This is a genomic window from Empedobacter sp. UBA6745 (genome assembly GCF_002453775.1).
GTDB classification, from domain to species: Bacteria; Bacteroidota; Bacteroidia; order Flavobacteriales; family Weeksellaceae; genus Empedobacter; species Empedobacter falsenii_C.
Genome location: NZ_DKHL01000014.1, coordinates 26,076 through 39,541, shown reverse-complemented (window position 1 = coordinate 39,541; position 13,466 = coordinate 26,076). Strand labels below are relative to the sequence as shown.

Annotated in this window: 11 protein-coding genes; 4 read left to right on the top strand and 7 right to left on the bottom strand. The window is 31.1% G+C overall.

The genetic code is table 11. The features are described from left to right. Positions 1-464: 464 nt before the first annotated feature. The 3 genes from B4H69_RS05175 to B4H69_RS05165 are packed head-to-tail and all read right to left on the bottom strand — an operon-like array spanning position 465 to position 2,788. Complete coding sequence (locus B4H69_RS05175) at positions 465-1,547, bottom strand: glucosaminidase domain-containing protein (RefSeq protein ID WP_180906368.1); 1,083 nt, start codon at positions 1,545-1,547, stop codon at positions 465-467. Further along, positions 1,544-2,461: a 1-aminocyclopropane-1-carboxylate deaminase/D-cysteine desulfhydrase gene (locus B4H69_RS05170; RefSeq protein WP_291093013.1), complete on the bottom strand. Its 918-nt coding sequence runs from the start codon at positions 2,459-2,461 to the stop codon at positions 1,544-1,546. The genes B4H69_RS05175 and B4H69_RS05170 overlap by 4 nt, the downstream gene beginning before the upstream one ends. After that, positions 2,462-2,788: a hypothetical protein gene (locus B4H69_RS05165; protein WP_038336313.1), complete on the bottom strand. Its 327-nt coding sequence runs from the start codon at positions 2,786-2,788 to the stop codon at positions 2,462-2,464. 161 nt (positions 2,789-2,949) lie between these two features. Between B4H69_RS05165 and B4H69_RS05160 the strand changes: the two genes are divergently transcribed. Continuing rightward, entirely contained in the window at positions 2,950-3,111 is a 162-nt protein-coding gene (locus tag B4H69_RS05160) for a DUF5522 domain-containing protein (RefSeq protein WP_160279602.1), read from the top strand. Positions 3,112-3,115: 4 nt separating this feature from the next. Next, complete coding sequence (locus B4H69_RS05155; RefSeq protein WP_084106931.1) at positions 3,116-3,847, top strand: DUF2911 domain-containing protein; 732 nt, start codon at positions 3,116-3,118, stop codon at positions 3,845-3,847. A 36-nt stretch (positions 3,848-3,883) separates the two neighbouring features. Here B4H69_RS05155 and B4H69_RS05150 read toward each other — a convergent pair whose 3' ends face one another. Beyond that, the gene (locus tag B4H69_RS05150) at positions 3,884-4,318 is read right to left on the bottom strand and encodes a potassium channel family protein (protein ID WP_180906372.1); all 435 of its coding nucleotides are present in this window, start codon (positions 4,316-4,318) and stop codon (positions 3,884-3,886) included. Positions 4,319-4,503: 185 nt separating this feature from the next. On the opposite strand from B4H69_RS05150, the gene B4H69_RS05145 reads away from it, so the two are divergent. Next, complete coding sequence (locus tag B4H69_RS05145) at positions 4,504-6,123, top strand: glycoside hydrolase family 10 protein (protein ID WP_280045756.1); 1,620 nt, start codon at positions 4,504-4,506, stop codon at positions 6,121-6,123. A gap of 359 nt (positions 6,124-6,482) precedes the next feature. Here the strand turns inward: B4H69_RS05145 and B4H69_RS05140 are convergent, their stop codons facing one another. The 3 genes from B4H69_RS05140 to tsaD all read right to left on the bottom strand — a co-directional run bounded on the left by B4H69_RS05140 (position 6,483) and on the right by tsaD (position 8,660). After that, positions 6,483-6,836 (bottom strand): hypothetical protein, encoded by a 354-nt coding sequence (locus B4H69_RS05140; protein WP_280045757.1) that lies wholly within the window; start codon positions 6,834-6,836, stop codon positions 6,483-6,485. Positions 6,837-6,933: 97 nt separating this feature from the next. Beyond that, positions 6,934-7,641: an RsmE family RNA methyltransferase gene (locus B4H69_RS05135; RefSeq protein ID WP_291093007.1), complete on the bottom strand. Its 708-nt coding sequence runs from the start codon at positions 7,639-7,641 to the stop codon at positions 6,934-6,936. Continuing rightward, entirely contained in the window at positions 7,641-8,660 is a 1,020-nt protein-coding gene (gene tsaD, locus B4H69_RS05130; protein WP_280045759.1) for a tRNA (adenosine(37)-N6)-threonylcarbamoyltransferase complex transferase subunit TsaD, read from the bottom strand. Before tsaD ends, B4H69_RS05135 begins: the two co-directional genes overlap by 1 nt. Before the next feature lie 63 nt (positions 8,661-8,723). Between tsaD and B4H69_RS05125 the strand changes: the two genes are divergently transcribed. After that, on the top strand, positions 8,724-13,319 hold the full coding sequence (locus tag B4H69_RS05125; protein WP_291093004.1) for a translocation/assembly module TamB domain-containing protein: 4,596 nt from the start codon (positions 8,724-8,726) through the stop codon (positions 13,317-13,319). The last annotated feature ends 147 nt before the right edge of the window (positions 13,320-13,466 follow it).

Below are 13,466 nucleotides of genomic sequence, written 5' to 3'. Positions count from 1 at the left end.
CAACAAAAGTTGTTAAAAACTAACTTTAGATATTAATTTTAATAACAAACGCCACCCAATTTGGGTGGCGTTTTTTTGATATAATTCTAATCGTTTATAAATTAATTAAACCCTGAATTTGAAATTTTATTTAGTGATAAACCTAATTGTAATAAAACATATAAACATTATATAATTCAGCTTAGAATCTAAACTTTTAAAGGAAAAGGATACTAACTTTATTTATCTTTTTTATTAATCTACTTTATTAGGTTAAATGCTGATTATTAATTGTTTGTTAGTGTGCCTAATAAATGTGGAAGATTTATAAATGTGATAATCAAAGTTTGTTAAATTAGGATTTGATATAGTTGAAAATTATAGATATCAACTAAAATATTTGATTAGTATAAATAATAAATGTATTTCTAAAATGATGAAATAAAAAAAGCTTCCTTATGAAGCTTTTTTTATTATTGAGCTTATTATGCTCTAATTTTTGTTTTCAAATTAATTCGTTGTCCAACTCTTGGCTGTTCACCTGGTTCCATACGATTTAGCTTGTATAAATTGTTAACTTTCACACCAAAACGTTGCGAAATCGTGTACATATCGTCACCTTCTTGCACTTTGTACGAATAATCAGAACCTTTTGTTTTCTTTTTTCCGAAGAATACAATTTGTCCATCTTTCAATTTAGAACCCATTTGTATTTCATTGAAATTCGCAATATCCGAAGGAACTTTGTTGTACGTTTTAGAAATTGTCGCAATTGTTTCTCCCGCTTGCGCAACGATATAAGGAATATTATTTTTATGATTTTTGATGCGCGTTGTCGGAGTTTGCGTACGAGTTTCGTAAGTAATCGTTTTAGCGTTATTTACAATTGGCTCACTCTCTACAACATTATCTTTTGGTTGATAAGACGCTAATGCGACTTCTTCTTTGATGGTTTTAGGCTCTTTTTTCGTTTTAGATTTTGACGAATTATTTGCCAACATCATATCATCTTGATTGTTGTATAACGTATACAATTTTGCATAAACTTCTTCTGGAGAAATCTTATCAAATTGATCTAAATTATATTTTTCAATTCTCGAAATTAATTTTGAAGCATATTTTGGATCAGTTGCATAGCCAGATTTTTTCAGACCATTTGCCCAAGCATTATAATCTGTCGGATCTAAAATAAACAAAGCTTTGTAATATGGTCTTAACGCTAAAAATTTAGAATGATCTCTATAGCTTTCTTCAACTGAAGAATATTTTCTGAAACATTCGCCTTTTGCATCATCATCGTGATAAATACGAGGTTTATCCAACGACCATTCTTCAGGACCTTTACATTTTATTCCAAAATGATTATTGGCTTGATCGGCTAATTTACTTTGTCCGCCGCCAGTTTCCAATAAACCTTGAGCCAACGTAATACTTGCCGGAACTTTGTAAAGTTGCATTTCTTCAACAGCTAAAATAGCATGTTTTCGAATGTAAGTTATGTCTCTACTTTCTTGTGCTTGCGCCGAAATTGTCAACACTAAGCTAAAAACGTATAACAATTTTTTCATTCTATAATATTTTTGTTCTTCTTCTTTAAAAGTTTGTTCATTCCTTCAATTCCTTGCAATCCGCCTGTATGAACCAAAAGAATTTTAGAATTATCACTAAAATAATGATTTTTAATTAATTGAAAAATTCCAAAAACCATTTTTCCAGTGTAAATAGGATCCAATTGAATATGGTTAATTCGCTTGAAATCATTTACAAAAGTAATTAATTCATCCGAAACTTTCCCATATCCGCCAAAATGATAATCATTAAAAATAGTGAAATTCGTTTTATTTGTCAATTTTTCGATTTCATTTTGGATAAAATCTCCCTTTAAACTCGGAAAACCTAAAACTTTTTGATGAGGTTTCGAGCTTTCAATCAATCCAGCAATTGTTCCGCAAGTTCCAATTGCCGAAGCAATAAAATCATATTCGAAACAATCATCGTACAAAATTTCTTCGCAACCTTTTATCGCAAAATCATTTGTACCTCCTTCTGGAATAACGTAAGTGTTTGGATATTTAGTATTTAAATGATTAATAAATTCTACTTCATCTTTTTTTCGATAATCTTCTCTGGAAATAAAATGCAATTGCATTCCACATTTTTGAGCAAAACGTAACGTAGGATTTTCATCGATTTTATCACTTAATTCTTCTCCACGAATTATACCGATAGTTTCGAAATGATGAAGTTGACCAGCTGCCGCCGTTGCCGCAATATGATTAGAAAAAGCGCCACCAAATGTTATTAATTTTTTGAAACCTTGTTTTTCAGCTTCAATAAAATTATATTTCAGTTTTCGGTATTTGTTTCCAGAGATTTCTGGATGAATCAAATCTTCTCTTAATATAGAAAGTTGAATATTTTGAGAAGTTAAATGTTTGATGTCAATGTTTTGAATTTGAGCTTTAAAATCGTTCCAAATCATTTAGATATATTTTAGAAAATTATAAAATTTTCGTTTTTTTAAATAATTCAAATTGTGTTCGTTTGCATAAGCTTCACGCTCAAAACTAATATTGCGATATGCTTTGTGTTGATCGCGATATTGAATCAATCGAATGGCATATTCAATAAAATAAAAAGGATAGAAAAAAACGACCAAAAGTTCGAGTTGTTGAATGATATGAATGGTTTCGTGATTGATTAAAACTTCATCATTTTTCAGTTTTTTATCTCTCAAAAAAATGAAAGGAAAAATGGTAATTCCAATAAAATTCTTTCGGAATAAATGACGCAAAACAACTACAAACATGATTTAGGTAATTCGATTTTATTGCAAAATTAATCAATCTGAAAAGATATTGATTTAAAAAGCGTTAAAAAGCGTAAATTTAGAAGAAGTTTCGCAAATAATTATCATACCAAAATTAATGATAGTTTATAGATAAAAGTTGTAAATTCACAGCGTTAGAAATGAAAAAGTTTGAAGAAGGAGATTATTATTTATCTCCAGAAGGTTTCAGAATATTTACTGAACAATATCTAAAAAAAAGAGGGTATTGTTGTAAAAGTGGATGCAAACATTGTCCGTATGGATACGATAAAAAAACAGATAAAATAAAGAATAAGAAATAATTATATGAAAATAACATCAACAGTTTTAGCTTTGTTAATAGGAAGTTGTGCTTTTGCTCAAATGAAATTTCCCGCGGTAAGTTCTCATGCTGAAGTTGAACAAAAAGTAGGTTTAACAGAATTTGAAGTTGAATATAATCGACCAAATGTAAACGGAAGAAAAGTATTTGGAAAATTGGTACCGAATGGAGAAGTTTGGCGAACTGGTGCGAATGAAAATACGGTCATCAAATTTGATAAACCAATCAAAGTGAATGGACAAGAGTTGGCTGCTGGCGAATATGCGTTGTATAGCATTCCGAATAAAGAGGAGTGGGAGGTAATTTTTTACAAAGACACGAAAAACTGGGGAAATCCGAAAGAGTGGAAGGAGTCGAATATCGCTTTGAAAGTGAAAGCTCCGTCAACAAAATCGATGAACAAGACAGAAACGTTTGAGATTCGTTTTACAAATGTGACGCAAAAATCAGCGAATTTGGTATTAGCTTGGGATAACACAACGGTTGTTTTGGATATTGAAACGAATACAATTAACGAAGTTTTAAAAATGATTGGAGATCAATTGAATGAAAATTCTTCTGCAAGAGATTTTTACAATTCAGCAAACTTCTATTATTCGAATAAATTGGATCGAAATCAAGCGTTGAAATGGGTTAATACAGCTTTAGAAAAAGATGCAAATGCGCCAGATTATTACAAAGAATTGAAAGTTAATTTGGAAAAAAATAAATATTAATTAAAAATCCCTTCAAAAATTTTTGAAGGGATTTTTTTATTGAGTAATATTCTTCTTTAAGATAATTTGTAGGTAAGAAAACATCAACGCAGTTGACCAGCCTACCATCATAATTCCGTTTATAGCTTCTAATCCAGCCATAATTTTCCATTCGCTATCAATCACAACATCACCGTAACCAACGGTTGTAAAAGTGATTAATGAAAAATAGATTGCTTCTTGAAAACTATATAAATTGTCAATATTTGGATTGAAATAAAAAGTAGCCGCCCAAATTGTACATTGTGCACCGTGCAATAAAGTCAAGAAAGATACTGAAATTGCCATTTGCCAAAGCACTTCACTAAACGTTAATCGTTGTTTTCTGAGATTAAATTTATGTAGATATTTTAGCGAATAAACCGTAACAGTTGATTGTAAAATAACATTTACACAAATAATCAATACACCAAAACATATAATTAGAAACATATTTTTATCAATTATAGATGAGTACAAAAATGTAAAGAATAAAATTTATAAAACACTTTTTGAAGCGAAAAATTTTGTAAATTTAATAGAGAAGGAAAATCTAGATATCCTAAATATTTGATAAAATCTGGATTAATAAAGCTTTATTACTAATTTTGTAACGCTAAAAATACATATTTCAACGAATGAAAATTAATTTTAAATATATTTTGATGTGTTTCGGAGTAGCTACAATTGGCTTAACTTCGTGTGCTTCAAATAAAAGTTCGAAAAAAATAGTTTATAAAAAAGTAGAATCTAAACAGCCTACAAAACCTGTAGAATCTACGCAAACAACTATTCCTACTACACCAAAAACTGAAATTCCGAACAAGAAAGAAGAAGTTTTTACAGTGAAATTACCAGAAGTAAATCGTGAATTCCGCGCGGCTTGGGTGGCTTCTGTTGCAAATATTAACTGGCCTTCTAAAAAAGATTTAACGACAACGCAACAAAAAGATGAAGCGATAAAGTTGTTGGATATGTTAGAAGCAAACAATTTCAATGCAGTTATTTTTCAGGTTCGTCCAGCAGCAGATGCTTTGTACAAAAGTAATTTCGAACCTTGGTCTTACTTCTTAACTGGAGAAGAAGGAAAAGCGCCTTCTCCATATTATGACCCGTTAGAGTTTTGGGTGGAAGAAGCGCACAAACGTGGAATTGAGTTGCATGTTTGGTTAAATCCTTACAGAGCGCATCACAGTAGTGGAGGACCGGTGACAAGTGAGTCGATGGTGAAAAGATCGCCAAGTAATGTGGTGAGACTGAAGAACGGTATGTATTGGTTTGATCCTGCTGACAAAAAAACGCAAGATCACGTTTCGGAAGTTGTTCGTGATATCGTTTCGCGTTATGATATTGATGGTGTTCATTTTGATGATTATTTCTATCCATATGCATCTTACAATGGTGGAGCAGATTTTCCAGATAATTCAACATGGAATGTTTACAAAAACAATGGAGGGACATTATCGAGAGCTGATTGGCGTCGTCAAAATGTGAATACAATTATCGAAAGAATTTATAAAGAAATCAAAGCAGAAAAGCCTTTCGTTAAATTTGGAATTAGTCCATTTGGAATTTGGAAACCAGGTTATCCTTCTGGAATTACAGGTTCTTCGCAATATGATGAATTGTATGCAGATGCAAAATTATGGTTGAACAAAGGTTGGGTTGATTATTTTTCACCACAATTATATTGGCCAATTAATTCGACAGGACAAAGTTTTCCTAAATTATTAGAATGGTGGAAATCAGAAAATACACATAACCGTCATCTTTGGCCAGGTTTGAATACTGTAGAAGTTAAGGTTTCGGATAGAACAACTGAGATTACAAATCAAGTAAAAATGGCTGGAGAGATTTTGCAAAATAATGTAGGTGTTATTCACTGGAGTATTGCTGGATTAACGAAAAATCCTTCGATGTTAAGTTATCTAAAAGAAGGTCCATACAAAGCTAAAGCTTTAGTGCCAACTATGAATTGGATTAAGGCAGATCGTTTGGCAAAACCAAGTTTGTCTGTAAATGCAAAAGCATCAGAAGTTGTGATGAATTGGAATGACTATAAAATGAATTCAAATGTTTCGAAATGGATTTTGTACACACGTTACAACAACGATTGGGAAACATCTATTTTGGATAAAACCAAAACAAACCAAACAATTTTGAAACATAAAGATGGTAAAAGCTTAACGGCAGTTGCCCTAAAAGCTGTTGATCGTTTAGGAAACGAGAGTGATTATGTTGCTCAAAAAATTAATTAAAAACAGAATTTCTTTAAATATAAATCCTCAACGAAAGTTGGGGATTTTTTTGTTTTTACAACTTTGTTGTTTTTGTATATTTGATTATTCACTAATAGTTTAACACATATTTAAATAACCATAATTATATGAAAAATAAAATAGGTTTCAATATTATTTTTGCGCTTATTGCATTTCCAATAGGACTAGCTTTGTTAAGAGAGTTTAATTTTCAATATTTTACGTTTAGAAATACAGCATTAGGTATTATTTATTTAGTAACCTTTATATTCTGTATATTTTTTATGTTGAAGAAAAAGAAAGTTGAAAATTAGAATTTAATATAAAACATAAATCCTCAACATAAGTTGAGGAGTTGTTTATTTTTTTCTCTTTAAAATATAATAAAGCGCATCGTCATCATTCTCTTTTGAGGTATACGCAAACTGAAATTCATATCCATTTGCAGACATAAAATTTAACGCATCAATCATCGAGTTAAATTTTACTGCAATTCCGCGTTCATCTTTTATTTTTAAACCATTTTTAAAGGAAATTGATTTGGTTTCTTGTCCAAAATCCAAGCGAATATTCATTTTTGTACTCAAACCTCGTCCAGTTCCAATAATCTGTACATAGTCGACATTAATATCTTTAATCGGAACATCATTTACAGTTTGTGCAAATGAAAAACTTCCGATGAATAATCCCAAAATAAGTGCTAATTTTCTCATAAGTTTTTAATTTTGATAAAGATATTTATTTTCAGATAAAAGAAAAAAACCGATCCAACAGAATCGGTTTTTGTATAAAGTAATAGTTTTACTCGATTTATTTCAATCCCCAATCAACAGCAAAAACAGCTTGTAAAGCCGCAGTTTCAGTACGGAAACGTTGATGTCCAAGACTAATTCCTGTGAAATTGTGATCTTCTGCAGCGAAAATTTCATCTCGCGAAAAATCACCTTCAGGACCAATCATAATTAAAATTTTCTGCGGATTATTTTCCAAAACTGTTCGTAAAGGTGTTCGTTCAATATCCGCTTCGCAATGCGCAATACATTTCGTGAAACCTTCAAAATCCTGTTTGATAAATTCATTGAATTTTGTCAAATCATTTACTTTTGGCAAATATGCTTTCAACGATTGTTTTGTTGCAGATTGTATAATTTTTTCGATTCGTTCAATCTTAATATTTTTTCGTTCTGAATGAAAAGTTTGCAAAAATGTAATTTCATCAATACCAATTTCGGTTGCTTTTTCCAAGAAAAATTCCAAACGTTCCATTGTTTTTGTTGGCGCAATAGCAACATGTAAATAGTAATTTTTCTGCTCGAAATTTGTTTTTAAATCAACAACTTTTCCTTCAACTGCTTTTTTAGAAATTGATGTGATTTCAACTTCAGCCAAATTTCCTTTTCCATCTGTCACATGCACCAAATCGCCTTCATTTCCGCGTAAAACTTTTGCAAAATGATGACTTTCTTCTTCGTTCAGAATAGCTGTTTCGTGATGAATTTCTCCAAAAAATAATTTCATTAAATGTGATATTTAGCCACAGACTTCGCTGTGTTTTCTGTAAATAACTCTTGATCAAATTTTAAACTTCCAACCATTGCAATCATCGCTGCATTATCTGTTGTATAAGCAAATTTTGGAATAAAAGTTTTCCAACCAAATTCAGTTTCTCCATCTTTTAATCGTTGACGGATTTCAGAATTTGCCGAAACTCCACCTGCAATTGCAATTTGTTTAATTCCAGTTTCGTCCGAAGCTTTTTTTACTTTTTCCATCAAAATATTTACAATAGAATGCTGAATAGAAGCGCACAAATCATCAATGTTTTCTTCGATAAAGTTTGGATTCGCTTTGACTTCTTTCTGAATAAAATATAAAATTGACGTTTTGAAACCACTAAAACTAAAGTTTAAACCTTCAATTTTTGGTTTTGCAAATTTGAATTTTGTAGGATCTCCAATCTTAGATTTTTTGTCGATAATTGGACCTGCAGGATAAGGTAAATTTAAAATTTTACCCGCTTTATCAAATGCTTCACCAGCCGCATCATCAATCGTTTCTCCTAAAATTTCCATCTCAAAATAATTATTGATTTTCACGATTTGAGTATGTCCACCAGAAACTGTTAAACATAAAAATGGAAAAGTTGGTTTTTCGTCATTGGCATCTTCAATAAAATTTGCCAAAATATGTGCTTGCATGTGATTGACTTCAATCAACGGAATATCCAATGATTGACTGAAAGATTTCGCAAAACTTCCGCCAACCAAAAGCGATCCCATCAATCCTGGACCACGCGTATACGCAATTGCTTTAAGTTCTTCTTTGTTAATATTTGCCTGTTTTAGGGCTTGATCTACGACGGGAACAATATTTTGTTGATGTGCTCTCGAAGCTAATTCTGGTACTACGCCACCATATATTTCGTGAATTTTTTGGCTTGCCACTACATTAGAAATAATTTTATTTCCGTCAATAATTGCTGCGCCTGTATCATCACAAGAAGATTCTATGGCTAAAATGTAGTTTTTATCGCTCATAATTCCTTGTAGAATAAAATTTATAACTTATTTTTACCCTGCAAATATCGTAAATTTAAACCATTGAAAATAGTCAGACGAATAGGAAGATTTTTATTGTCGTTGATTATACTCGTTTTAACCGTTGTTTTAACAGTAGCAATCGCAATACAAATCCCTGCGGTACAGACAAAAATAGCTCACTTTGCCTTAGAAAAATTAAATAAATCACTCAACACACAAATGTATGTGGATTCGGTGGATATTGATTTTTTTGGACGAATATATTTCCATGGCGTTAAGATAAAAGATGATCATAAATATGATTTTATGAAGTCGAAAACCTTGGAAACGACAATTAATCTTTGGACACTTCTGCCAGGAATCAAAAAAGATCATATTGATTTGAGTGAGGTAAAATTGATTGAACCCGAAATTCGTGTGATTACGTACAAAGGCGATTCGATTTCCAATTTCATCAAATTCGTGAACGGCTTTAGTTCAGATAAACCAAAAGATCCGAAAAAGATTTTCAAATTGGATGGAGATTTTATGTTGGAAAATGGTAAAGTTTCAATTGTTAATCAAAATTCTGGAAATGTTTGGTTGGATTCGAAACAATTGAATTTGACGGTGAAGAAATTTCGATTAGTTGATTCTGATATTACGGCTGATTTAGAAAACTTCTGTTTTGTTGCAACCAAAAATAAAGAAACCTATAACGTTCAGAATTTTACAGGAAAAGTTCATTATTCGAAAAAAGAAATTCGAGTTGGTAATTTGAATTTGAGAACGGATACATCTGTTTTGAACGGAAATTTGTTGTTGAGTTACGATGAACCTTCGGATATGGGAGAATTTGCTGATAAAGTTCGTTGGGATGTTTTCTTTGATCGAGGTTCTAAAATTAACTTTAAGGAAATTCGTTATTTTACTCCTTTATTCGATAAAAATTCGTCTGTAGATTTATACGGAAAGGTAAATGGAACACTGAATAATTTGACTTTTTCTGATTTCGAATTAAAAGGTGAAGATAATTATGTTGGAGCTTCTCGCTTACAATTGCAAGATGTTTTGCATGGTTCTTTGTTAAATTTTTCTACAAGAAATGTAAAAATTAATACATCATATCAAAAAATAACAAAATTACTTCCAACCTTTGTTTCGAAGAAAATTCCAAATATGTTGACACGTTTTGGAAACCTAAATTATCGTGGAGATATTTTGTTAAATCCAAATGAAATTCATGCGAATGGTTACGCCATTTCTGGACTTGGAGATGCTGATATTAAAGCGCAAATCAAGAATTATAAAAATGTAAAAGCCTTAATTTATAAAGGTACTTTAGATGCGAAAAACTTAAATCTTCGTCAATTAACTAATGCAAAAGATTTGGGTTATGTAAGCGGGAAGTTTAGATTTGATGGAAGAGGAACAGATTTGAAAAATATCAATTTAAATCTGGATGGAACACTTCGTTATATGGATTTGATGGGCAAACGTTATCAAAATATTACGGTTGACGGTTTGGTTAAAAATTATCAATTCAATGGCTTGTTCGATATCAAAGATCCAAATCTAAATGCGCAATTGAAAGGTAAAATTAACTTTAGTGGAAAACCTTATGATTTTGATTTTACTTCGAATATTCGTCAAATTAATTTAGATTTTCTTGGAGTTACAAAAAATCTAAATGCAATTGTACGTGGCGATGTTGAAGGGAATTTTAAGTTGACAAATATTAATGATTTCAGAGGAAATATTGATGTCAAAAATCTTTACTTCCGTTCGAAAAAAGATACGTTAGAATTGTCACATGTCATGTTGAATTCTCAAATAAATGGTTCGCATAAAATCATGACTTTGGATGTTCCTAATTATATGCGCGCTACAGTAGATGGTCGCTATAATATTACGGAAGTTGCCAATGTTATCAATAATTCGCTTGTAGATTTAGTTCCATCTTTCCGTCATAAAAAAGTTTCACCAAATCAGGCTTTTTCGTTTGATGTTTATGTGCAAGAAAATTTATTACAATATATCGATTCATCGATTTCGATTGAGCCTGATACGCATGTAAAAGGTTATATTGATGGTACGAAAAATCAGTTGGAAGCGACTTTGGATACGCCTGGAATTAAATATGCAGGAATTCAATTGTTCCAATCTAATGTTAATCTAAATACTATTGCGGAGTTGCCAACGTTGAATGCGAAGATTGATAGTTTGAAAGTAAGTGGTGTAACGATTAATGCAATTAACGTAAATTCGATTCCGAAGAATGATACAATGATTGTCAAAACAGATTTTAATATTGGTCGAAAAAATCCAATTTTATTTAATCTGAATCTTTTTCATACAGTTCAGAATAATAATGATTTGATTTTTGGATTTTCACCTTCAACAATTCAAATTGATTCGACACAATGGACAATTAATCATTTGAATGATGCAAATTCGAATCGTGTAATTTTTAATCGAATCAATAAATCATTAAAAGTTGAAGATTTATCATTAGAATCAGAAGAACAATATTTAAAAGTAAGTGGTTTATTTAATAACAATGTAGATTACAATTTCAATGCTGATTTTAAAGATTTGCATTTAGAAAAAATCATTCCTAAAACATTATTGAATAACCTAAAAATTGTCGGTATAGCAAACGGTAAAGTAGATATTATTCGTACAAAAGAAAAACTTGAACCAACGCTTGAAGCTAAAATTGATAAGTTAGGTTTAAATGATTTCGAGCTTGGTAATTTGACTTTACAAGGAGGTTATAATGTAGCGGATAAACAATTTAATTTTGAAACAAGTTTACAGAAAGAACAAATTCAATCGTTGGTTGCTTATGGTAATATTATCAATAAACCAACAGGTCCTGAGGTTGATGTAGATGCCAATTTTGATGAGTTTCACATCGATTTCTTAGAAGGATTCTTAAAATCTGTTTTCTCTAATATGCGTGGAACGTTATCTGGTGATTTAAAAATTACTGGACCAATTGATTTGCCAAATCTTAGCGGAAATATGATAGCAAAAGATCTTGGTTTGAAAGTGAATTTCTTAGGAACTGATTATTTATTTGAAGGAGAAAATGAATTGCTTGTTTCGAAACAAGGAAAAGGACAAGGGATTATTATGTTGAATGATATTGCGTTCAAAGACACAACATTCAATACAAAAGGAAAAGTTGATGGAGCAATTCTTTTCCGCAACTTATCTAAATGGGGTCTCAACTTAGATTTTGATACCGATAATTTATTGGTGATGAACACGTCAATTAAAGACAATGAATTGTTTTATGGAAAAGTATTTGCGAAAGGAAATGTAACCATGTTTGGTGCGGTAGAAGAGTTGGAGATTGCTGGAGATGCGACAGTTGTTGGAAATTCTGAGTTAACGATAAATACAGGTAGTACAACAATTGAATCAGAAAATAATTTGGTACGTTTTGTTCCTAATCAACATCTGGACGAAAAATCTAAAAATAATGAACCGCATGCGCCAAAAGGAATGTCGATAGATGTCAACATTAATGCGTATCCAAATGCAATGGTGAATTTGATTTTTGATGCAGCTACAAACGATAAAGCGACAGCACGTGGTACAGCAGAAAATCTTAGATTCTTAATGAATAAAGCTGGTTTGAGTATTACAGGTGTATATAATATAGAAAGTGGTACATATGAGTTTAGACAATTTCCGCTGATTCCGAAAGATTTTAAAATCAAGAAAGGTTCTTCTGTGCAATTTGCAGGAAATCCACTTGATGCAACGCTTAATATTACCGCAGAATATCAACGTTCGGTGTCAAATGTTGGGGATTATTTAGGTGTAGGATATTCGCAAATTTATGATGCTCTTTTATCAATTAATATTTCCGAAACGTTGAAAAAACCTATTATTGATTTTGGGTTAACAATTCCAAATGCAGGCTCGGATATCAATTCGCAGTTACAATCAAAATTCCGTTCAAATACAGAAGAACAGATGCTTCAGTTTAGTTATATCTTATTGACAGGTAAATTTGGTGATGCTTCGGCTGTTCAATCTGGTGTAACGAGTACAGCTGCTGATATTGGTTTATCTACAATTGCAGGGATGTTATCATCTATTGCGAATAATGTAGATATACAAATGGAGTACGTTGGTGGTAGTGCACAATCAGAAACAAATGATAAAATTAGAACTTCTGTTTCTTATCGCGTTAATAATCGTTTAAGTTTGCGTGGTTCGTATGGAATTGCGGTTACAAATAATAGAAATGTACAAGAGAACTTCGATGGGAATTTTGATGTTTCTTATGATATCTCGAAATTGAATAATGGATCTTTGGTCTTAAAAGCATTTACAAAACCTACAACTTTTGGTTTATTGCCAGGAATGGAAAATAACTTAAATCAAAGTTTCGGAGTTGGAATTCAGTACAACAAAAGTTTCGATACGTTTAGAGGTTTCTTAGGTTTAGATGAAAATAAAAGAAAAGCAAAAGCTAAAAAAGAAGAGCAATCGCAAGAAAGATTTGATTCGATTGTCCTTCCAAAACAGTTTAAAACTGAGGAAAGAAGAATAGATTCTACTCGTCAAACTACAAAAGATACGGTCAAAGTTACGTATCAAAAAACTACTCAACCTAAGGTGGAGCAAAAGCGCCGTGGTTTAGTCAAAATTAAATAAAAAAAAATGAGTTTATTGTGGTTAGACAATAAACTCGCGCAAACAAACAAAAGTGATTAGTTCTTTCTTTTTTGAACTATTATTATAACAAAAGTAAAATATTAAATAAATCATTAAAAAATATTTTGAAGTTTGTTTGTTTTATTT

Excerpts from the sequence above, each read along its gene's own strand:
- B4H69_RS05140 (WP_280045757.1), bottom strand. The coding sequence starts at position 6,836 with ATGAGAAAATTAGCACTTATTTTGGGATTATTCATCGGAAGTTTTTCA.
- B4H69_RS05145 (WP_280045756.1), top strand. The coding sequence starts at position 4,504 with ATGAAAATTAATTTTAAATATATTTTGATGTGTTTCGGAGTAGCTACA.
- B4H69_RS05175 (WP_180906368.1), bottom strand. The coding sequence starts at position 1,547 with ATGAAAAAATTGTTATACGTTTTTAGCTTAGTGTTGACAATTTCGGCG.
- B4H69_RS05165 (WP_038336313.1), bottom strand. The coding sequence starts at position 2,788 with ATGTTTGTAGTTGTTTTGCGTCATTTATTCCGAAAGAATTTTATTGGA.
- B4H69_RS05135 (WP_291093007.1), bottom strand. The coding sequence starts at position 7,641 with ATGAAATTATTTTTTGGAGAAATTCATCACGAAACAGCTATTCTGAAC.
- B4H69_RS05155 (WP_084106931.1), top strand. The coding sequence starts at position 3,116 with ATGAAAATAACATCAACAGTTTTAGCTTTGTTAATAGGAAGTTGTGCT.
- tsaD (WP_280045759.1), bottom strand. The coding sequence starts at position 8,660 with ATGAGCGATAAAAACTACATTTTAGCCATAGAATCTTCTTGTGATGAT.
- B4H69_RS05160 (WP_160279602.1), top strand. The coding sequence starts at position 2,950 with ATGAAAAAGTTTGAAGAAGGAGATTATTATTTATCTCCAGAAGGTTTC.
- B4H69_RS05150 (WP_180906372.1), bottom strand. The coding sequence starts at position 4,318 with ATGTTTCTAATTATATGTTTTGGTGTATTGATTATTTGTGTAAATGTT.
- B4H69_RS05170 (WP_291093013.1), bottom strand. The coding sequence starts at position 2,461 with ATGATTTGGAACGATTTTAAAGCTCAAATTCAAAACATTGACATCAAA.